The following is a 23,640-nucleotide window of genomic DNA, read 5'->3' on the forward strand; positions in this document are numbered from 1 at the left end:
ATTAATTTTTAATATATAAATTATAAATTGATTTTTTTTTTTTTTTTTTATATAATAAAAAATTTTTAGGTATTATAATTTTTTTATAATAAGAATGTTCAATATATATAAAAGAACCACTTTTTAACCAATTATATTTTTCTAAAATAAATATTAATTTTTCTATTAAAAAAATATCTAAATCTTTAAAAGGTGGATCAATAAAAACTATATTTTGTGGATTTCCAAAATGCATTAACCAATCTAATGTATTATTATAAATAATTTTATTTTTTTTTATTTTTAAAAAACTGATATTTTTTTTAAGTTTTTTTATTGAATTATAATTATTTTCTATAAATATTATTTTTTTAGCATTATGGGATAAAGATTCTAATCCTAATACACCACTACCAGCAAAACAATCTAAACAAATGTAATTTTTAAGATTATTTTTTAACCAATTAAATAAAGTTTTTCTCATAAAATTAGTAGTAGGTTTCATTTGTTTATTATTAATTAATAATAATTTACGTTTATAAAATTTACCACTAATAATATGTATTTTATTATTTTTCATCAATTATTTTAATAAAATTTATTTAATTAATATATTTTAACTATAATTTTATATATAATTATAAAATTATATTATTTTAACGCTATTTAAAAATAGCAATATTTTAAAATTTAAATTATGAATAAAAAATATTCGATTTTAAATATATTTTATAAATTAAAAAAATTATTTATTAAATATAAAGATAGTATTAAATATATTTTCAAGAAAAAAACAAAATATAAAAATAATGATAAAATATTTTTATATTTAAAAAAAAAATTATTAATGTCTGATATTGGAATAGAAACTACTGATTATATTTTAAATAAAATTAAAAAAAAATATAATAAAGAAAATTTAAATAATATTAAAACATTAAATAAAATTTTAAATAATATAATGTTTAAAATATTAAAAAAAACAGAAAAACCTTTAAATTTAGATTCTCATAAACCATTTATAATTTTAATCATTGGTGTTAACGGATCAGGAAAAACAACTACTATAGGTAAATTAGCAAATAAATATAAAAATGAAGGTAAAAAAGTTATGTTAGTTGCAGCAGATACATTTAGATCTTCTGCTATTGAACAACTTAAATTTTGGGGTAAAAAAATAAAAGTTCCAGTTGTATCTAGAAAAATTAAATCAGATGCAGCTTCTGTAGTTTTTGATTCTATAAAATCAGCTAAATCTAAAAATATAGATACATTAATTATTGATACTGCTGGAATAATGCATAACAAAAATATTTTAATGAAAGATTTATGTAAAATAAAAAATGTAATTAGAAAAATAAATTATGTTGATCCTCATGAAATAATTTTAGTTTTAGATTCAAACAATGGACAAAATTCTATAAAACAAACAGAAACTTTTAATAAGTTTATTAAAATTAATAGTTTAATTATAAATAAATTAGATATTACACAAAAAAGTGGTATTATTTTTCCTATTTCTCATAAATTTAAAATTCCTATTAGATATATAGGTATAGGAGATAAAATAAAAGATATTAAAAAATTTAAAATCAAAGAATTCATTAAATATTTTTTTTTAAAAAATATGAATTTTAGATAATAATTTAAAAATTAATACAATATTTTTTTTATATTGTATTAATTTTAAATATAAAAATTATTAATTATAATTTATAAAATTAAATATAATTTTATAAATAACTAATTTTTAAATTTCAATTATTTAAATAATATATTGAATTTATTATTTATATTAATTAAATTTTTAACCAAACTTTAATACCATCTAAAAACATTTGTATAGATAACATTATTAAAATTAAACCAACTAATTTTTCTAAAATATTTATACCTTTATTTCCAAAAAAAATTAATAACGTATCTGATAGCATTAAAATAATAAATGAAATTAACCACGAAATAAATAAAGAAAAAATTAAATGTAATATATGATAATGGCAATTATGTGATAATATCATAATAGTAGCTAATAAAGAAGGACCTACAATTAAAGGAATAGATAAAGGAATTAAAAAAGGTTCTTCATAAATAATTTTATTATCGTTAATTTTAGAATCAGGAAAAATCATTTTTATAGATATAAATAATAAAATTAAACCACCTGATATTGATATTGTTTCTGGTTTTAAATTTAATAAATTAAGAATATGTTCACCTATAAATAAAAATAAAATCATTAATAATAAAGATATAAACATTTCTCTAATTAAAATTATTTTTCTTCTTATAGGTTTAAAATTTTTTAATAATGATATAAATACAGGTAAATTACCAATAGGATCCATTACTAAAATCATTAAAATAATTTCTGATATTATTTTTTTCATATTAATTTCTTAATTATAATTAAATATAAAATTTTTTAATTTAATATTAATATTAAATTTGTAATATAATATATATAATAAATTAATAATAATATTATTTATGTATAAATAATATTTAAAAATAAAATTATAATTTAATAAAATAAAGGATAAATATATGAAATGTGTAGGTTTTATAGGATGGAGAGGTATGGTTGGTTCGGTTTTAATTGAAAGAATGATTAAAAAAAAAAATTTTGATAACATTATTCCTTATTTTTTTTCTACATCACAAATAGGAAAATCAGGTCCTATTTTATCAAAAAATCAAGATATTAATATTCTATATAATGCTTATGATACTGATATTTTACAAGAAATGGATATTTTAGTAACTTGTTATGGAAATGATTATACTAAAATTATATATAAAAAATTAAAAAAAAAAAAATGGAAAGGTTATTGGATAGACGCTTCATCTTATTTAAGAATGAAAAAAAAATCTATTATATGTTTAGATCCAATAAATAAAGAATTAATTTATAAAGGTTTAGAAAAAGGTATTAAAAATTTTATTGGAGGAAATTGTACAGTTAGTTTGATGTTGATGGCGTTATCAGGTTTATTTAAAAAAGATTTAATAGATTGGATTTCTGTTTCCACTTATCAAGCAGCTTCTGGAGGTGGTTCAAAAAATATGTGTGAATTATTAGAACAAATGGGTTTTATTTATAAAAGTATTAAATATGATTTAAAAAATATTAATTATAAAATATTAGAAATAGAAAAAAAAATAAAAAATATTTCTTTATCAAATATAATTCCTAAAGAAAATTTTAAATGTGTATTATTTGGTAGTTTAATTCCTTGGATTGATAAAAGAATGAATAATGGTCAAAGTCGTGAAGAATGGAAAGGTCAAGCAGAAACTAATAAAATATTATCTAGTAAAAAAAAAATTATTGTAGATGGATTATGTGTTAGAATAGGAACATTTCGTTGCCATAGCCAATCATTAACTATAAAAATTAAAAAAAATATTTCTATTCAAGAAATAAAACAAATAATATCAAATGATAATAGATGGGTAAAAATTGTACCAAATGTATATGAAGAAACTATAAAAAAATTAACACCAATTAATGTTTCAGGAACATTAAATATATTAATAGGTCGTTTACGTAAAATGAATATTGGATCTAAATATATTTCTGCATTTACAATAGGAGATCAATTATTATGGGGAGCTGCAGAACCAATTAGAAGAATATTAGAAATTATAATATTAAATACTTAAATAATAAAATTATAATAATTAAATTGTAATATAGTAAATTATTTTTTTTTATAATATCTAAAATCTAAAACATTATTTATTTCAGGAAATAGTTTTTTTATTTTTTTTTCAATTATTTCTTTTAAAGTAATATTTGACATAGAACAACCATTACAATTACCTTTAAATTCTAATATTATATCTTTATTTGTAGTAATATCTATTAAAAATACATATCCATTATGTTGTTTTAATTGAGGATTAATAATATTATTTAATACATTTATTATTTTATTTTTTAATATTTTATTTTTTTTAATTATTTTTTTTTTTGCGTTTGGAACTTTTAAAATTAATTGTAATTCTAATTCATTTTTTATAACATCTATTTTAGAATTTTTAAAATAAATGATATGATTTTTATTTATATATATAAATAAATTATCATATTTTATTCTTATATTATCATTTGAAAATTGTTTATTATTATAATATGAAATACCACATTCTGCAAATTGTGTACCAGGGTTATTGATAAATAAATATATTTGAGTTCCAATTTTTTTTTTATTTAAAAGGTAATTAAAATATTTTTTAGCATTTTTTGTTATAATAATCATAATTCTCTCTATTTTATTTATATTTATTTTTTTATAAAAACAATATTAATTATTTTATTAAAATACTATTATTAAGGTTTATATGAAATCAAAATCTATTTTTTATATTATTTATAATATAATGAAAAATAATTTTAAAAATAAATTTTATAATGAAATTAGTGTTAAATTAAAAAATGATTTATATAAAATAAATATAGGTTATATGTTATTAAAAAATAATATAATTAATTTTAAAATAAAAAAAAAAAATAATTTATTAATTATAACAAATAAAATAATATTAAATTTATATAAAGATTATATTAATAATTTTATAAAAAAAAAAAATATAAAATATAAAATATTTATTATAAAAGATGGTGAAAGTTATAAAAATATAAAAACAGTTAATAAAATTATAAATTATTTATTATCTAATAATTATGATAAAAATACTATATTAATTTCTTTAGGTGGTGGTGTTATTGGAGATATAACTGGTTTTACTGCTTCTATTTATCATAGAGGAATTAAATTTATACAAATACCAACTACTTTATTATCTCAAGTAGACGCTTCAATAGGAGGTAAAACTGGTGTTAATCATAAAATTGGTAAAAATATGATTGGTACATTTTATCAACCAATAATAATATTAACAGATATATTTTTTTTAAAAACTTTATCTAAAAAAGAACTAAAATCTGGTTTAGTTGAAGTAATTAAATATGGAATTATTTTTGATAAAAAATTTTTTAATTGGATAGAAGATAATATTAATGATTTAATTAATATTAATAAAAAAAAAATTCTATATTGTGTTAATCGTTGTTGTGAAATAAAATCATTTTTTATTAAAAATGATGAAAAAGAAAATAATATTAGATCATTATTAAATCTTGGACATACTTATGGGCATGCAATAGAATCTTATACTAAATATAAAAATTGGTCACACGGTGAATCAGTTGCTTCTGGAATAATAATGTCATGTTTTACTTCAGAACAATTAAATATATTTAAAAAAAAATATACAAAACGTATTATAAAATTATTTAAATTATTAGATTTAAATATTAAAGGTCCTGATAATATGAATGCAACAGATTATATTAAATATATGAAAATTGATAAAAAAGCAACGTTAAATAAAATTAATTTAATAATACCTATTAGAATTGGAAAAGCTATTATTATGAATAATGTTTCTGAAAATATTATAATAAAATCTATTAATAAGGCTAAAAAATTATAATACTAATAATTTTTTAAATTTTATATTAAAAGGATAAAATGAAAAAATTTTTATTAGCTCCATCAATATTAGCAGCAAATTTTTCTAATTTAGGTTTAGAAATTATTAGAGTCTTATCTGCAGGTTGCAATTTAATACATTTTGATGTTATGGATAATCATTATGTTCCAAATCTTAGTATGGGGCCTTTAATACTTGATTCTATTATAAAATATATAGTTAAATCATCATATATAGATGTACATTTAATGGCAAATCCAGTTGAAAAATTAATAAATATATTTGCAAAAAAAAAAGTACATTCTATTAGTTTTCATCCTGAAACATCAAAAAATATATTACAATCTTTATCTTTAATTAAAAATTATAATTGTAAAGCTGGTTTAGTTATTAATCCTAATGATTCAATAGATTTTTTATATGATTTTATGGATAAATTAGATATAATTGTAGTTATGCTAGTTAATCCAGGTTTTGGCAATCAAAAATTAATATTAAAAACTATAAATAAAGTTAAAAAAATAAAAAAAATGATAAAAAAAAGTGGATATAATATTTTAATCGAAGTAGACGGTGGAATAACAATTGATAATATTAATAAAATAGCTAAATCTGGTGCAGATATTTTTGTAATTGGTTCTACTATATTTAATAGTAAAAATTATTTAAAAATAATACAAAAAATACGTCAAAAATTAAAAAATTTTTAATAAAATATATAATTTTTATTAAATGTTTATTTAAAAATATAAAATTTAATGAAAAAATCAATTGTTTTTAGCGCTATACAACCTTCAGGAGTTATAACATTAGGAAATTATATAGGAGTATTAAAAAATTGGAAAATTTTACAAAATAATTATAATTGTATTTATTGTATTGCAGATATGCATTCTATTACTAATAAAATTAATCCAAAATTATTTAAAAAAAATATTATGGATAATGTAGCTTTATATTTATCTTGCAATATTAATCCTAAAAAAAGTATTATTTTTATTCAATCACATGTTAAATATCACACACAATTATGTTGGATTTTAAATTGTTTTACATATTTAGGTGAATTAACACGTATGACTCAATTTAAAAGTAAAATTAAAAATATATTTAATAAAATAAATTTAGGTTTATTAAATTATCCAATATTAATGGCATCTGATATTTTATTATATCAAACTAATAAAGTACCAGTAGGTAAAGATCAAATACAACATTTGGAATTAAGTAAAAAAATAGCTAAAAGATTTAATAAAATTTATAATAAAAAAATATTTAATATACCAGAACCATTATTAAATAATGGTAATAAAATAATGTCTTTATCTAATCCTAAAAAAAAAATGTCTAAATCAGATATAAATAAAAATAGTTTTATTAGTTTATTAGATGATCCTAAAAAAATACATAAAAAAATTAAAAAATCATTTACAGATATTGATAATCCTCCTAAAATATATTATGATATTAAAAAAAAACCAGGAATATCTAATTTGTTATTAATATTATCAAATCTTACTGGAAAAAAAATGTCTATTATAGAAAAAGAATTTGAAAATCAAAATTATTCATATTTAAAAATAAATGTTATAAATTATATAACAGATACTATAAGTGATATACAACATAATTTTAATATATATAAAAAAAATAAAGATTTTTTAGAATATATATTAAAATATGGATCTAAAAAAGCATCTAAATATGCTAAAAAAACTATTGAAAAAGTATATAATGTTATTGGTTTATATTATTTATAATTATTAAATTTATTATGTTTAGTAAAAAATAATAATATTATATTTATAATAAAAACAATAAAATAAAGAATATTTGAAATACATAATACTATAAAAGTATTATTAGAAGATAATAAAAAATAACTTATATTAAGTGTAATAAAACTACCAGTAGTACCAAAAATTAATGTTAAATTTATAAATTTTGTATATGGTTTTTTAGTTTGCATAGAACTTAAAGTAATTATAATTGTATATATTGAACTTGAAAAAAAACCTATCAAAGATATAATAAAATTTAATAAATTAATATTTTTACATTGTAAAAAAATAAATACTAATATAGAAGATATAAAAGTTAAAAATATTAATATTTTTTGTATATCAAATTTTTTACTTATATAACTAAAAAACCACATACCTAACATATAAAAAAACCAAAAAATACTAATTGTTTTATTTTCATAAAAATAATTTATATTATTAATATATTTTTTTATATAAATAGGTATCCAGCTAACAAACATACATTGTGCTGAAATATAAAATAAAGATGATAAAAATAATAAAATATTTTCTATTTTAAAACGTTTTTTTTTTTTATTTTTTTTTTTATTTAATTTATTAAATTCATTAAAATTTGTTATTAAAGTTAAATAGAAAATTATTAAATATATAAAACTTATTATTGAATAAATCCAAATAAAATTTATTTTTTTAACAACAAAAAAACTTATTATAAAAGGAAAAATTATTCCTGCAATACTAAAAAAAGAATCAGTAATAAGCATGAAAAAACTTCTTTTTTTATTATCATAAATATTAGTAATTAAAAATGTTCCAATAGATAAAGATATACCTCCAACAAATCCAAATAAAAAAACACAAAAAGAGAAAATATTTATATTATGATTATTGATTATTAAAATAATAATTGATATTATGATTAAATAAAAACTAAATATTATTTGATTTTTTATAATAATTATTTTTCTAATATAATTATTTACTATCATAGCTATTAAAATACCTAAACTTAAAAATGAAAAATGAAAACTCATATTACTAATAGAAACATTAAAATATTTAGAAATACTATCAATTATATTTCCAGTTGTTACAGTTAATGACCCAGTAAAATAATACATTAAAAAACTAATTAAAGTTAACTTTTTAATATTTAACATAACATTCTCCTTTTTAATTTTAATTTAATTAAAATAAAATATTTTTTTAATATATATTATATATATAATAAACATTAAAATATTTTTAATTACAAAATTAATATTTAATAATAAAAATTTTTATAATATTATAAAAATTAAAGGTAAAATTTATGGTTACTATTAATCAATTAGTACGTAAATCAAGAATTAAAAAATTTACAAAAAGTAAAGTTGCGGCATTAGATTCATCACCTCAAAAAAGAGGTGTATGTATTAAGGTATATACTACTACTCCTAAAAAACCTAATTCTGCTTTAAGAAAAGTATGTCGTGTACGTTTAACAAATGGTATGGAAGTTACATCTTATATTGGAGGAGAAGGTCATAATTTACAAGAACATTCTGTAGTATTAATAAGAGGTGGTAGAGTAAAAGATTTACCAGGAGTAAGATATCATACTATAAGAGGGGCATTGGATTGTGCTGGAGTTAAAAATAGAAAAAAATCTAGATCAAAATATGGTGTTAAAAAAAAAAAAAAAAAAAATAATAATAAAATTAAAAAAGGAAAATAAATGTCTAGACGTCGTTTAGTTGAAACAAGAAAAATAAATCCAGATCCTAAATTTGGATCAGAAATTTTATCTAAATTTATTAATATATTAATGTTTAAAGGAAAAAAAAATATAGCAGAAAAAATAGTTTATAAAGCATTAGATATTTTATCTAAACGTATTGGTAAAAATGAAATAGATTCTTTTATAATATCTTTAAATAATATAAAACCTTTTATAGAAGTTAAATCTAGACGTATTGGAGGATCAACATATCAAGTTCCTATAGAAATAAAATCATCTCGTAGAAATACATTAGCTATGCGTTGGATTATTAATTTTGCAAGAAAAAGAAAAGAAAAATCTATGTCTTTAAAATTAGCAAATGAATTATATGATGCATTAAATAATAAAGGTTCATCTATAAAAAAAAAAGAAGAAATACATCGTTTAGCTGAAGCAAATAAAGCTTTTGCTCACTATCGTTGGTAATTTTTTTAAATAATATTTTAAAAATAAAATATAAATAATAAAAGAGGTTAAAATGAAACGTATAACACCTATTACACATTATCGTAATATTGGTATAAGTGCTCATATAGATGCAGGAAAAACTACTACAACTGAAAGAATTTTATTTTATACTGGAGTAAATTATAAAATGGGTGAAGTTCATGATGGAGCAGCAACTATGGATTGGATGGCTCAAGAACAAGAAAGAGGAATTACTATAACTTCAGCAGCTACAACAGCATTTTGGTCTGGAATGAATAATCAATTTAAACCTCATAGAATAAATATAATTGATACCCCTGGGCATGTAGATTTTACTATTGAAGTAGAAAGATCTATGAGAATTTTAGATGGTGTTGTTATGATATATTGTGCTGTAGGTGGTGTTCAACCTCAATCAGAAACAGTATGGCGTCAAGCTAATAAATATAAAGTTCCTCGTATTGCATTTATTAATAAAATGGATCGAATAGGATCTAATTTTTTAAAAGTAGTAAAACAAATGAAAAATAAATTAGGAGCATGTCCAGTTCCTATTCAATTAGCAATTGGTTCAGAAAATAAATTTGTTGGTGTTATTGATTTAATAAAAATGAAAGCAATTTATTGGGATGATAAAAATAATGGAATTTATTTTAAATATTGTGATATTCCTAAAAATATGTTAGAAGAATCTAAAATTTGGAACAAAAAATTAATAGAAAGTTCATTAGAAGAAAATGAATCTTTAATGGAAAAATATTTAGATGGAATAAATATTACTGAAGATGAAATTAAATTAGAATTAAGAAAATTAGTATTAAAAAATAAAATTATTATAGTAACATGTGGATCTTCTTTTAGAAATAAAGGTGTACAAGCAATGTTAGATGCAATAATTGATTATTTACCATCTCCTCAAGATATATCTTATATACAAAATATTTCTTCAAAAAAAAAAAATATTAAAAAAAAAATTAATAAAGATAAAGAACCATTTTCAGCTTTAGCTTTTAAAATTTCTAATGATGCATTTGTAGGTAATTTAACTTTTTTTCGTGTATATTCTGGAATCATTAAAACTGGTGATATAATTTTAAATTCAGTTAAAAAACAAAAAGAAAGGTTAGGTAGAATAGTACAAATGCATGCAAATAAAAGAGAGGAAGTTAAAGAAGTATATTCCGGTGACATAGCAGCAGCTATAGGTTTAAAAAATGTTACAACAGGTGATACTTTATGTGACCCTAATAATAAAATTATTTTAGAAAAAATAGAATTTCCAGAACCAGTTATTTCTATTGCTTTGGAGCCAAAAACTAAAGTTGATCAAGAAAAAATGGGAATATCCTTATCAAAATTAGCTAAAGAAGATCCTTCTTTTAAAGTTTGGACAGATCATGAATCTAATCAAACAATTATTGCTGGAATGGGTGAATTACATTTAGACATTATTGTAGATCGTATGAGAAGAGAATTTAATGTTGAAGCAAATATAGGAAAACCTCAAGTTGCTTATAGAGAAACAATAAAAGAAAAAATTATTAATGTTGAAGGTAAATATATTAGACAATCAGGTGGTAGAGGACAATATGGGCATGTAATTATTGATATATCTCCATTAAAAAAAAATAAATCTGGTTATTTATTTATAAACGATATTAAAGGTGGTGTTATACCTAATGAATACATACCAGCAATTAATAAAGGAATTCAAGAACAGTTAAAATCAGGACCATTAGCTGGTTATCCAGTAGTTGATATATCAGTAAGATTACATTTTGGTTCTTATCATAATGTAGATTCATCAGAATTAGCTTTTAAATTTGCAGCTTCTATTGCTTTTAAAAATGCTTTTAAAAAAGCTAAACCCATTTTATTAGAACCTATTATGAAAGTAGAAATAGTAACTCCAAATGATTATATGGGAGAAGTAATTGGTGATTTAAATAGAAGAAGAGGAATGGTAGAAGGTATGGAAAGCAATTTAATGGATAAAATAATAAATGCTAACGTACCTTTATCAGAAATGTTTGGTTATGCAACTGTTTTACGTTCTAAAACTCAAGGAAGAGCATCATATTCTATGGAGTTTTTAAAATATAGTGAAACTCCTATTTTAATTTCTAATAAAATAATTGAATTACGTGGTAAAAAAAATATTTAAATATATGTAAAAATATAATATTAAATTAAAGGAAATTTATGTCTAAAGAAAAATTTAAAAGAATTAAACCACATATTAATGTGGGAACCATAGGACATGTAGATCATGGTAAAACTACTTTAACATCTGCTATTACTACAGTTTTATCTAAAATACATGGAGGAACTGCTAAAGCTTTTGAACAAATAGATAATGCTCCTGAAGAAAAAGCTCGTGGTATTACTATTAATACATCACATGTAGAATATAATACTGACAAACGTCATTATGCTCATGTAGATTGTCCAGGTCATGCAGATTATGTAAAAAATATGATTACAGGTGCTGCACAAATGGACGGTGCTATTTTAGTTGTAGCTGCAACAGATGGTCCTATGCCTCAAACAAGAGAACACATATTATTAGGTAGACAAGTAGGAGTTCCTTATATAATAGTTTTTTTAAATAAATGTGATATGGTAGACGATGAAGAATTATTAGAATTAGTAGAAATGGAAATACGTGATTTACTTACACAATATGAATTTCCTGGTCAAAAAATACCAATTATAAGAGGATCAGCTTTAAAAGCTTTAGAAGGTGATTCAAAATGGGAAAAAAAAATTGTAGAATTATCTAATTATTTAGATAATTATATACCAGAACCTAAAAGATCTATTGATGAACCATTTTTATTACCTATTGAAGATGTATTTTCAATATCAGGAAGAGGTACAGTAGTTACAGGTCGTGTTGAAAGAGGTTCTGTTAAAATTGGTGAAGAAATTTCTATTATTGGAATTAAACCCACTGTAAAAACAATATGTACTGGTGTAGAAATGTTTAGAAAATTATTAGATGAAGGTAGAGCTGGAGAAAATATAGGAGTTTTATTAAGAGGTACTAAAAGAGAAGAAATAGAAAGAGGACAAGTATTAGCAAAACCTAATACTATTAAACCACATATTAAATTTGAAGCTAAAGTATATATTTTATCTAAAGAAGAAGGTGGTCGTCATACACCATTTTTTAAAGGATATAGACCACAATTCTATTTTAGAACTACAGACGTAACAGGTTTAATTGAATTACCTAAAAACACTGAAATGGTAATGCCAGGAGATAATATAAAAATAAATGTTGTATTAATTCATCCAATAGCTATGGAAAATGGTTTAAGATTTGCAATTAGAGAAGGTGGTCATACTGTAGGTGCTGGTATTGTATCTAAAATAATAGAATAATATAAATATGATTGATAAATATAAATTTTATAGAAGGGCTTTATTTATAAACGCCCTTATTAAAAATAAATTTATTAAAAAAATAAAATATAAATTAATAATTATTATTTTTATATTAATGTTTGTTATAAATAATTTTTTTTATACAATGATTTATTTATATCAATATATAATAGTTAATATTATATTAATTATTAATTTTTTATATTTATTATTTAAAATAAACAATAAAAAAATATTAAATTGTATAAAATATTCAATTAATGAAATAAATAATATTAAATGGTTAAATTGTAAAGAAATTTTAATATTATCTATATATATTATTTTAATAGTATTATTAATATCTTTTATAATATTTGTAATAGATTATATTATAATTTATTTTATTTCATTTTTAATAAAAATTAAATATTAAAATATTTATATATATTAATATTTTATAAATTATAAAATATAAAAATCATGTCTAAAAAAATTAAAACTTATATTAAATTACAAGTTTCTGCAGGTATGGCTAACCCAAGTCCTCCAATAGGTCCTGCTCTTGGACAACATGGTATTAATATTATGGAATTTTGTAAAATTTTTAATAAAAGAACAAAAAATTTTGAAAAAGGATTACCTATTCCAATTATAATTACAGTTTATCATGATAAAACATTTGATTTTATTACTAAAACACCACCTACATCTATTTTAATAAAAAAAGCTATTAATATTAAAAATGGTTCTAACAAACCAAAAAAAAATATAATTGGAAAAATTACTTATAAACAAATTAAAAAAATAGCTTTAATTAAATCTATAGATATGAATAGTTTAAATTTAAAATCCCAAATAAACTCTATTAAAGGTACAGCTATTTCTATGGGATTAAATATAATAGAAGATAAAAAATAAATTTTATGAATAAATTAAATAAAAGATTAAAAAAAATATATAATAAATTTGATAAAAATATGTTTTATAATTTTGAAGATGCAATTAATATATTAAAAAAAAATAAAATTTCTAATTTTATAGAAAGTGTAGATATAGCTATAAATTTAAATACTTATAAAAATAAAATAAAATATAATATAAATAATTTTTTAGTATTACCGTATAATATAAAAAAAAAAAAAAAAATAGTAGTTTTTGCTAAGGGTAAAGATGCTATTACAGCTAAAGAAAATGGAGCTAATTTTGTAGGAATGGAAAATTTATTAGAATTAATAAAAAAAAATAAAATTAAATATGATGTTGTAATTGCTACACCAGATACTATAAAATTAATAAAAGTATTAGGACCAATATTAGGACCCAAAGGTTTAATGCCTAATTATAAATTAGATACTGTTACAAATAATATAAAAGATTCTATTAAAAATATTCAAAATGGAAAAATTAATTATAAAAATGATAAAAATGGTATTATACATACTACAATAGGTAAAATAAATTTTGAAAATTATAAATTAAAAAAAAATCTAAAATATTTAATATTAAATATAAAAAAACAAAATTATAATTTAAATAAAAATACTTTTTTTAAAAAAATAACTTTATCTACTACTATGGGAGTTGGTATTAATATAATTATATCCGATTTATTATAATTTTAATATTTAAATATAAAAAAAATTTATTTTTTTAAAGGAATATGAATAATATGGTATTAAATTTTGATAAAAAAAAAAAAATTGTAAATGAAATTAGTAAAATAATTCCAAAAACTTCTTCTATTGTTATCGCTGATATTTCAGGAATAAAAGTTAATAAAATTACAGAATTAAGAAAAAATTGTATAAAAAATAAAGTTTTTTTAAAAATAGTTCAAAATAATTTATTAAAAATAATTATAAAAAATACTAAATATAATTGTTTAATAAATAATATTGTAGGTCCTATTATAATTGCTCTTTCAACAGAACACCCCGGAACAGCAGCTCGTTTATTAAAAAATTTTTCAAAAGAAAATAAAAATATTAATATTAAAGCAGCCGTTTTTGAAAAAAAATTATTAACTTCTTCAGATGAAATAAATTTTTTAGTTACATTACCAACATATAAAGAATCTTTAATAAAATTAATTTATATTATTAAAGAAATTTCTTTAGTTAAATTTATTAAATTGTTAAATATTTTAAGCAAAAAAAAATAGAATTATATATTAAAAAAAATAATATAGGATAAAAAATATGTCTTTTAATAAAGAAAAAATAATAGAAACAATATCTAATATGTCTGTAAAAGATATATTAGATTTAATAAAAAAAATAGAAAAAAAATTTAATATTTCTCCTTCAGAATATGCTAATAATAAAACAAATAATATAGAAACTAAAGTAATTAAAAAAAAAACTGAATTTAAAATTATATTAAAATCAATTGGTAAAAATAGAATAAGTGTAATTAAAGCTATACGTAGTATTACTAGTTTAGGTTTAAAAGAATCTAAAAATCTTGTAGAATCAGCACCTGTTTTAGTTAAAGAAAATATAAATGAAAAAGAATGTCAAAAAATTAAAAAAATATTAGAAGAAGTTGGTGCAGAAATTGAAATTAAATAAAATTTAAAATATTTATTATACTACTGTTTAAAAAATTATTTAAAAACAGTAGTTTAATAATTTTAAATATAAAATTATAGGATAAATAATATGTATCATTATAAAAAATATAGACAAATAATTAGAAAAAGTTTTAATAAAAATGCTCAGTTATTACCAATTCCATTTTTATTATCTATTCAAATTAATTCTTTTAAAAGATTTTTTAAAAAAGATCCTAAACATAAAAGAGGATTAGAAGCAGAATTTAGGTATATATTTCCCATAATAAATATTAAAAGAAATATTGAACTTAGATATGTAAAATATAAAATTAATGAACCTATTGAAAGTTATCAAGAATGTAAAATTAAAGGAAAAACTTATTCTTCACCATTATATATAACATTAAAATTAATTAAATATGAAGATTTATCAGTATCAAAAAAAATAAAAAAAATAATTGAACAAGAAATTTTTATAGGTGAAATACCTTTAATGACAAAAAATGCAACATTTATTATTAATGGAACAGAAAGAGTATTAATCTCTCAATTACATAGAAGTCCAGGAATAATTTTTGATCATGATAAAGGTAAGGTTCATTCTTCTGGTAAAATATTATATAGATCAAGAATTATACCTCAATATGGTTCTTGGTTAGATTTTGAATTTGATGTAAAAGATAATATTTGTGTACGTATAGATCGTAATCGTAAATTACCTATTGATCTTATAATAAAAACATTAGGATATAGTAAAAAAAAAATATTAAAATTTTTCTTTGAAATAATTATTTTTAAATATATAAATAATAAATTTTATACAAAATTTATAGGAAATTATTTTAAAGGTATTAGTTTAAATTTTGATATTAAATATAAAAATAAAATATATGTTAAAAAGAAAACAATAATAAACAATTATCATATTAGAAAAATTGAAAAAGATAATATAGAAAATATAGAAATTCCAATAAAATATATTATTGGTAAAATTGTATCTAAAAATTATTATGATATAAACGGAAAAATAATAATAAAAGTTAATACTAAAATTTCCATAAATTCATTATCTAAAATTATTAAAAATAAATATATTTATATTAAAACAATTTTTATTAAAAAAAATCAAAATTCATATATTTCAGATATATTAAATACAAATAATTATAATAAAATAAAAGCTTTAATAGAAATTTATAAACTTTCTAAACCTGGAGAATCTTTTTCAAAAAAATCAGCTATTACTTTTTTTAAAAAAATATTTTTTAAAAATAGAACATATAATTTATCATCTATAGGAAGATATAAATTAAATACTTCTTTAAATGTTAATATTACACATGGAAGTAATAATATAAATAAAATAGATATTCTTAGAATTATAAAAAAAATGTTAGAAATTAAAAATGGTGTACAAAAAATAGATGATATAGATAATTTAGGTCATAGAAAAATAAAATCAGCTGGAGAAATGTTATTAAGTCAATTACATATAGGTTTAGTAAAAATAAAAAAAATAATTGAAAGTCGTTTTGAAAATAATAGATATAATAAATTAAATTTAGAAAATTTAATTAATCCAAAAATAATTTCTTTTATTATAAAAAAATTTTTTACTTCAAGTCCTTTATCACAATTTATGGATCAAAGTAATCCATTATCTGAAATTACTCATAAAAGACGTATTTCATCTTTAGGACCTGGAGGTTTAAATAGAGATAGAGCAAATTTTGAAGTACGTGATGTTCACCATACACATTATGGAAGAATGTGTCCTATAGAAACACCAGAAGGTCCTAATATAGGATTAATAACATCATTAGCTTTATTTTCTTACGTAAATATAGATGGTTTTTTAGAAACACCATATTTTTGTGTTAAAAATTGCAAATTAGTTAAAGAAATTCATTATTTATCTTCTTTTGAAGAAAGTAGATGTGTTATAGCACAAGCTAGTGCTAATTTAGATAATAATGATTATTTAACTGATGAATTTGTATTATGTAGATATAAAGGAGAATCTGGATTATTTAATCGTAAAGAAGTTAATTATATTGATGTTTCTATGCAACAAATATTATCAATAGGTGCTTCTTTAATACCTTTTTTAGAACATAATGATGCTAATAGATCTTTAATGGGTGCTAATATGCAAAGACAATCAGTTCCTAATTTAATTGCAGATGCTCCTTTAATAGGTACTGGAACTGAAAGTGTAATAGCAATAGATTCAGGTGCTTCAATTATAGCCAAAAGAAGTGGTTTCGTTAAATTTGTAGATTCTAGAGTAATAATTATTAAAGTAAATAAAAATGAAATAAGTGGTTTTAATGATATAGGAAATGATATTTATTATTTAACAAAATATACTAGATCTAATCAAAATACTTGCATAAATCAAAAACCTTGTGTTTCTTTAAATGAAAAAATTGATAGAGGTGATGTTATAGCAGATGGAATGGCTACAGATAATGGAGAATTATCCTTAGGTCATAATGTTATGATAGCTTTTATGACATGGAAAGGATATAATTTTGAAGATTCAATATTAATTTCAGAACGTATATTAAAAGATGATTTATTTACTACAATACATATACAAGAATTATCATGTATGGTAAAAGAAACTAAATTAGGATCAGAAATTATAACATCTTACATTCCAAATACTAATTTAAAATCATTAACTCAATTGGATAAAATTGGTATTGTTAAAGTTGGTTCTTATATAAATGGTGGAGAAATTTTAGTTGGGAAAGCAACACCTAAAATTTCAATTCAATTTACTCCTGAAGAAAAATTATTAAGAGCAATATTTGGAGAAAGAACTACTGATTTTAAAAATTCATCTTTAAGATTACCATTAGAATTATCTGGAACAATAATAGATGTAAAAATATTTAATCGTTCAGATGTAATTAAACATAAATACGAAATTTTATCAGAACAAAAAAAAATTTTTAAAGAAGAAAAAGAAATTATGGAAAATTTTGAAATTTTAGAATCAATATTTTTTGATTATATGAATGATTTTATATTTGATAAAAAAAAAAAAAGAAAAAAATTATCTAAAAAACAGTTATTAAAAATAAAATTAAAAGATAAAAATAAACAACTTCAATTAGAAAAAATAAAAGAAAAATATTATAATGAAAAAAAAAAAAATACTTATAAAATTTTATCTAATAGAAAAAATGTTAAAAAATATTATGTTTTACCAAATGGGGTTATAACTATTGTAAAAATGCTTATAGCAATTAAAAGACCAATACAAATTGGTGATAAAATGGCAGGAAGACATGGTAATAAAGGAGTAATATCTAAAATTAATCCTATTGAAGATATGCCATATGACGAAAATGGAACACCTATGGATATAGTTTTAAATCCTTTAGGAGTACCTTCTCGTATGAATATTGGACAAATTTTAGAAACTCATTTAGGTTTAGCAGCTAAAGGAATTGGTAGAAAAGTTAATAATATGATAAAAAAAAAAAAAAAAGTTAGTGAAATACGTTCATTTATGCAAAAAATTTATAATTTAGGAATAAATTATAAAAAAAAAGTTAATTTAAATAATCTTTCAGATAATAAAATTTTGGATTTAGCAAAAGAAATAAAAGATGGTATGCCAATGGCAACTCCGGTATTTGACAGTGCTAAAAAACATGAAATAAAAAAATTATTAGAATTATGTGATTTACCAACTTCCGGACAAGTAACTCTTTTTGATGGATGTACTGGTGATAAAATAGAAAAACCGGTAACAATAGGTTGTGTATATATGTTAAAATTAAATCATTTAGTTGACGAAAAAATGCATGCTAGATCTACTGGTTCTTATAGTTTAATAACTCAACAACCCTTAGGTGGTAAATCTCAATTTGGTGGACAAAGATTTGGTGAAATGGAAGTATGGGCTTTAGAAGCTTATGGTGCTGCATATACTTTACAAGAAATGTTAACAGTTAAATCAGATGATATCGAAGGTAGAAAACAAATATATAAAAATATTGTTAATAATAATTATAAAATGAAAGCAGGAATACCTGAATCATTCAATGTTTTAATGAAAGAAATTCAATCTTTATGTATAAATATTGAATTAGAAAAATAAATTTAATGGGAAAATAAATATAAAATGAGCAATAAATTTTCTAAATTTAATTCTATTAAAATTACATTAGCTTCTCCAAATACTATTAGAAAATGGTCATATGGAGAAATTACTAAATCAGAAACTATTAATTATCGAACTTTTAAACCTGAAAAAAACGGATTATTTTGTGCTAGTATATTTGGACCAATTAAAGATTATGAATGTCTTTGTGGTAAATATAAAAAATTAAAACATAGAGGTATTATATGTGAAAAATGTGATGTAGAAGTTATTAAATCAAAATCTAGAAGAGAAAGAATGGGACATATAGAATTAGCATCTCCTGTAACACATATATGGTTTTTAAAATCTTCTCCTTCTAGAATAAGTTTATTATTAGATATGCCATTAAAAGATATAGAAAGAATTCTTTATTTTGATTCTTATGTTGTAACTTGCGCTGGTAAAACAAATTTAAAAAAATTTCAAATTTTAACTGAAGAAGAATATTTAGAAAAATTAGAAAAATTTGGAAGTGATTTTAAAGCTGGTATTGGAACAAAAGCTATTGAAGACATTTTAAAAAATATAAATCTTTCTTATGAATATAAAATTTTAAAAGAACAAATGCAAAATACTAAATCAATAATAAAAAAAAAAAAAATAAGTAAGAGATCTAGATTTATTGAAACCTTAATTAAATCAGGTAATAAACCTCAATGGATGATATTAAATGTTTTACCGGTAATACCTCCAGATTTAAGACCATTAGTTCCTTTAGACGGTGGTAAATTTGCTACTTCAGATTTAAATGATTTATATCGTAGAGTTATAAATAGAAATAATAGACTTAAACGTTTATTATATTTATCAGCACCTGAAATAATTATAAAAAATGAAAAAAGAATGTTACAAGAAGCTGTAGATACATTGTTAGATAATAGTAGATATCATAATGTAGTAACAGCTAGTAATAAACGCCCTTTAAAATCTCTTACAGATATGATTAAAGGTAAACAAGGTCGTTTTAGACAAAATTTATTAGGTAAACGAGTTGATTATTCAGGTAGATCTGTAATAACTGTAGGTCCTGATTTAAATCTTAATCAATGTGGAATTCCAAAAAAAATGGCTTTAGAATTATTTAAACCATTTATTTATGGTAAATTAGAGTTACGTGGTTTATCTAATACTATAAAATCTTCTAAAAAAATGGTTGATCAAGAAGATGAAGCTATATGGGATATTTTAGATGAATTAATAAAAGAACATCCAATATTACTTAATAGGGCACCTACTTTACATCGTTTAGGAATTCAAGCTTTTGAACCTATTTTAGTTGATGGAAAAGCTATACAATTACATCCATTAGTTTGTACTGCTTATAATGCTGATTTTGATGGAGATCAAATGGCAATACATATACCTTTAACTTTAGAAGCTCAAATTGAATCAAGAGCTTTGATGATGTCAACTAATAATATTTTATCTCCAGCAAATGGAGAATCAATTATTATTCCATCACAAGATATAGTATTAGGATTATATTATATGACTAAAGAAAAAAAATATGGAAAAGGAGAAGGTATGGTATTAAATGATTCTAAAGATGCTTTAAGATTATATGATTTAGGTGTTTTAGAATTACATACAAAAATAAAAATTAAAATTTCTGAATATAAAAGTATAGTTAAAAAAAAAAAAATAATTTTAAAAAAAATAATATCATTTAAAAATACAACTGTTGGTCGTTCTATATTATGGAGTATATTTCCTAAAGAATTATCTTTTAGTTTAATTAATAAAATTGTTGATATAAAAGAAATAGTTAATATTTTTAACATATGTAATAGAGTTATAGGAATTAAAAGAACTGCAATATTTGCCGATAAAATTATGAAAATTGGTTTTCATTATGCTTCTCGTTCTGGTATTTCAATTGGAATGGATGATATAATTGTTCCTAAAGAAAAAAATATTATTATTAATAAATCAAGAATTAAAGTTAAAGAAATACAACAACAATTTAATTCTGGTTTTGTTACTTCAAGTGAACGTTATAATAAAATTATAGATATTTGGACAGAAACTAGTGAAAAAATTTCTAAATTTATGATGGATAATATTTCAAAAGAAATGTTACCTAATAACAATGGAAAATTAGAACTTCAATCATCATTTAATAATATATTTATGATGGCTGATTCTGGTGCTAGAGGTTCTACAGCACAAATTCGTCAATTAGCAGGTATTAGAGGTTTAATGGCTAAACCCGATGGATCTATTATTGAAAACCCTATTACAGCTAATTTTAGTGAAGGTTTAAACATTATACAATATTTTATTTCTACTCATGGAGCTCGTAAAGGGTTATCTGATACAGCCTTAAAAACAGCTAATTCTGGTTATTTAACTAGAAGACTTGTAGATGTTACACAAGATTTAGTTATAGTTGAATATGATTGTAAAACAAAAAATGGTATTATAATTAAATCTGTTATAGAAGGACAATATGTATCAGAATCTTTATCAAATAGAATTTTAGGAAGAGTTACTGTTGGTAATGTAACAACCCCAGAAACAAATAAAATTTTAATTAAAAATAATATTTTATTAGATGAAAATTTATGTAAAATTATAGAAAAAAATAATATAAATTTTGTTAAAGTAAGATCAGTAATTACATGTAATACAAATTTTGGAATATGTGCTAGATGTTATGGTATAGATTTATCTAGAGGAAAATTGGTAAATCAAGGAGAAGCTGTTGGTATTATAGCAGCGCAATCAATTGGGGAACCAGGAACACAATTAACAATGCGTACATTTCATATTGGTGGTACAGCTTCTAGATCAACTTCAATATCTAATATTAAAGTTAATAATGATGGTAAAATTAGATTAAAAAATGCTAAAATTTTAATTAATCATTTTGGAAAATATATTGTAGTATCTAAAAATGTAAAATTACAAATATTAGATAAATTTAATAGAATTTTAGAAAATTATAAATTACCTTATGGGGCTTGTATTACTAAAAAAAATAATGATTATGTACGTTCTGGAGAAATTATATCAAATTGGGACCCTCATACTGTACCTGTTATAAGTGATGTTAATGGTTATATTAAATTTGTAGATATAATAGACAAAAAAAGTGTTATAAAAAAAACTGATAATTTTACTGGTTTAACTTCTATAATAATTCTTGATGTATCAGAAAGAAGTTCTAAAAATAAATATTTACAACCAAGATTTAAAATTTTAGATAAAAAAGGAAATGAAATTTTAATTCCTAAAACAAAATTATCTATACAATATATATTACCTGATAAAACAATTATAAATATAGAAGATAATATAAAAATTAACTCTGGTGATATTTTAGCAAAAATACCTAAAGATTCTATAGTTTCAAAAGATATTACAGGCGGATTACCTAAAGTAGCTGATATATTTGAAGCTCGTAATCCTAAAAATAAAGCTATATTATCTAAATTAAATGGAGTTGTATCTTTTGGAAAATCTTCTAAAACAAAAAGAAAAATAATAATTAAATCTAAAAAAAATAATGATATATGTGAAGAAAATATTTCTAGATTACGTCAATTAAATGTAGTAGAAGGAGAAATTGTTCAGATTGGGGATATAATATCTGATGGTCCTATATCTTCTCATGATATTTTAAAATTACATGGTTTACAATATTTAAATGATTATATAGTAAATTCAGTACAAGAAGTATATAGATTACAAGGTGTTAAAATAAATGATAAACATATTGAAATTGTAATACGTCAAATGTTAAGAAAAGTTATTATTATAAAAGCAGGAGATTCAGAGTTTTTTGATGGTGAACAAATAGAATTTTCTACTTTAAAAATAATTAATAAATCTTTAAAATCTAAGGGTAAAAAATTAATTACTTTTAAAAGAAGTTTATTAGGTATAACTAAAGCTTCTTTATCTACAGATTCTTTTATATCTGCGGCTTCTTTTCAAGAAACTACTAAAGTTTTAACAGAATCATCTTTATCTGGTAGAAGAGATGAATTAAGAGGTTTAAAAGAAAATGTTATAGTTGGTCGTATTATTCCATCTGGAACTGGTTATTCATATCATCAAAAAATTTTAAAAAAAAGATTAAAAAAATATAATAAAAAAAAAAAAAAAAATA

General features: G+C 19.9%; 20 protein-coding genes. 16 read left to right on the plus strand and 4 right to left on the minus strand.

Annotated elements, in window-relative coordinates; all coding sequences use genetic code 11:
• Position 1: 1 nt before the first annotated feature.
• Positions 2-559 (minus strand): 16S rRNA (guanine(966)-N(2))-methyltransferase RsmD, encoded by a 558-nt coding sequence (rsmD, locus tag C3B56_RS00860; protein ID WP_126071545.1) that lies wholly within the window; start codon positions 557-559, stop codon positions 2-4.
• 117 nt (positions 560-676) lie between these two features.
• Here rsmD and ftsY point away from each other — a divergent pair, with 117 nt between their 5' ends.
• Positions 677-1,621, plus strand: a complete 945-nt coding sequence (gene ftsY, locus C3B56_RS00865; protein WP_126071546.1) for a signal recognition particle-docking protein FtsY — start codon at positions 677-679, stop codon at positions 1,619-1,621.
• A 157-nt stretch (positions 1,622-1,778) separates the two neighbouring features.
• Here ftsY and C3B56_RS00870 read toward each other — a convergent pair whose 3' ends face one another.
• The gene (locus C3B56_RS00870; RefSeq protein ID WP_126071547.1) at positions 1,779-2,369 is read right to left on the minus strand and encodes a YhgN family NAAT transporter; all 591 of its coding nucleotides are present in this window, start codon (positions 2,367-2,369) and stop codon (positions 1,779-1,781) included.
• A gap of 157 nt (positions 2,370-2,526) precedes the next feature.
• Between C3B56_RS00870 and asd the strand changes: the two genes are divergently transcribed.
• Positions 2,527-3,645, plus strand: a complete 1,119-nt coding sequence (asd, locus tag C3B56_RS00875) for an aspartate-semialdehyde dehydrogenase (RefSeq protein ID WP_126071548.1) — start codon at positions 2,527-2,529, stop codon at positions 3,643-3,645.
• A 38-nt stretch (positions 3,646-3,683) separates the two neighbouring features.
• Here the strand turns inward: asd and C3B56_RS00880 are convergent, their stop codons facing one another.
• Positions 3,684-4,244, minus strand: coding sequence for a NifU family protein (locus tag C3B56_RS00880; RefSeq protein WP_126071549.1), 561 nt, complete (start codon positions 4,242-4,244; stop codon positions 3,684-3,686).
• An 82-nt stretch (positions 4,245-4,326) separates the two neighbouring features.
• Here C3B56_RS00880 and aroB point away from each other — a divergent pair, with 82 nt between their 5' ends.
• From aroB to trpS, 3 genes are read left to right on the plus strand one after another with little or no spacing between them, the layout of a single operon-like run.
• Complete coding sequence (aroB, locus tag C3B56_RS00885) at positions 4,327-5,481, plus strand: 3-dehydroquinate synthase (RefSeq protein ID WP_232817393.1); 1,155 nt, start codon at positions 4,327-4,329, stop codon at positions 5,479-5,481.
• 38 nt (positions 5,482-5,519) lie between these two features.
• Positions 5,520-6,191 (plus strand): ribulose-phosphate 3-epimerase, encoded by a 672-nt coding sequence (gene rpe, locus C3B56_RS00890; protein ID WP_126071550.1) that lies wholly within the window; start codon positions 5,520-5,522, stop codon positions 6,189-6,191.
• Between the two features lie 48 nt (positions 6,192-6,239).
• Complete coding sequence (gene trpS, locus C3B56_RS00895; RefSeq protein WP_126071551.1) at positions 6,240-7,241, plus strand: tryptophan--tRNA ligase; 1,002 nt, start codon at positions 6,240-6,242, stop codon at positions 7,239-7,241.
• Here trpS and tsgA read toward each other — a convergent pair.
• Positions 7,232-8,407 carry an MFS transporter TsgA gene (gene tsgA, locus C3B56_RS00900; protein ID WP_126071552.1) on the minus strand — a complete coding sequence of 392 codons (1,176 nt, stop codon included), beginning with the start codon at positions 8,405-8,407 and terminating at the stop codon, positions 7,232-7,234. The genes trpS and tsgA overlap by 10 nt on opposite strands.
• Before the next feature lie 152 nt (positions 8,408-8,559).
• Between tsgA and rpsL the strand changes: the two genes are divergently transcribed.
• The 11 genes from rpsL to rpoC all read left to right on the plus strand — a co-directional run.
• Positions 8,560-8,964: a 30S ribosomal protein S12 gene (rpsL, locus tag C3B56_RS00905; protein ID WP_126071553.1), complete on the plus strand. Its 405-nt coding sequence runs from the start codon at positions 8,560-8,562 to the stop codon at positions 8,962-8,964.
• Complete coding sequence (gene rpsG, locus C3B56_RS00910; RefSeq protein ID WP_126071554.1) at positions 8,965-9,435, plus strand: 30S ribosomal protein S7; 471 nt, start codon at positions 8,965-8,967, stop codon at positions 9,433-9,435.
• Positions 9,436-9,487: 52 nt separating this feature from the next.
• Positions 9,488-11,602, plus strand: a complete 2,115-nt coding sequence (fusA, locus tag C3B56_RS00915) for an elongation factor G (RefSeq protein ID WP_126071555.1) — start codon at positions 9,488-9,490, stop codon at positions 11,600-11,602.
• A gap of 38 nt (positions 11,603-11,640) precedes the next feature.
• Complete coding sequence (gene tuf / locus C3B56_RS00920; RefSeq protein WP_126071556.1) at positions 11,641-12,825, plus strand: elongation factor Tu; 1,185 nt, start codon at positions 11,641-11,643, stop codon at positions 12,823-12,825.
• A gap of 118 nt (positions 12,826-12,943) precedes the next feature.
• On the plus strand, positions 12,944-13,243 hold the full coding sequence (gene secE / locus C3B56_RS00925) for a preprotein translocase subunit SecE (protein WP_157977625.1): 300 nt from the start codon (positions 12,944-12,946) through the stop codon (positions 13,241-13,243).
• Between the two features lie 47 nt (positions 13,244-13,290).
• Positions 13,291-13,728, plus strand: a complete 438-nt coding sequence (gene rplK / locus C3B56_RS00930; protein ID WP_126071558.1) for a 50S ribosomal protein L11 — start codon at positions 13,291-13,293, stop codon at positions 13,726-13,728.
• Positions 13,729-13,733: 5 nt separating this feature from the next.
• Positions 13,734-14,426 (plus strand): 50S ribosomal protein L1, encoded by a 693-nt coding sequence (gene rplA, locus C3B56_RS00935; RefSeq protein ID WP_126071559.1) that lies wholly within the window; start codon positions 13,734-13,736, stop codon positions 14,424-14,426.
• Positions 14,427-14,470: 44 nt separating this feature from the next.
• Complete coding sequence (rplJ, locus tag C3B56_RS00940) at positions 14,471-14,971, plus strand: 50S ribosomal protein L10 (protein ID WP_126071560.1); 501 nt, start codon at positions 14,471-14,473, stop codon at positions 14,969-14,971.
• Positions 14,972-15,008: 37 nt separating this feature from the next.
• Positions 15,009-15,380 carry a 50S ribosomal protein L7/L12 gene (gene rplL / locus C3B56_RS00945; protein ID WP_126071561.1) on the plus strand — a complete coding sequence of 124 codons (372 nt, stop codon included), beginning with the start codon at positions 15,009-15,011 and terminating at the stop codon, positions 15,378-15,380.
• Between the two features lie 90 nt (positions 15,381-15,470).
• Positions 15,471-19,481, plus strand: coding sequence for a DNA-directed RNA polymerase subunit beta (gene rpoB, locus C3B56_RS00950; protein ID WP_126071562.1), 4,011 nt, complete (start codon positions 15,471-15,473; stop codon positions 19,479-19,481).
• A 24-nt stretch (positions 19,482-19,505) separates the two neighbouring features.
• On the plus strand, positions 19,506-23,640 hold a 4,135-nt coding region (rpoC, locus tag C3B56_RS00955; RefSeq protein ID WP_126071701.1), incomplete at its 3' end, for a DNA-directed RNA polymerase subunit beta'.

Source organism: Candidatus Annandia adelgestsuga, assembly GCF_003956045.1.
GTDB classification, from domain to species: Bacteria; Pseudomonadota; Gammaproteobacteria; order Enterobacterales; family Enterobacteriaceae_A; genus Annandia; species Annandia adelgestsuga.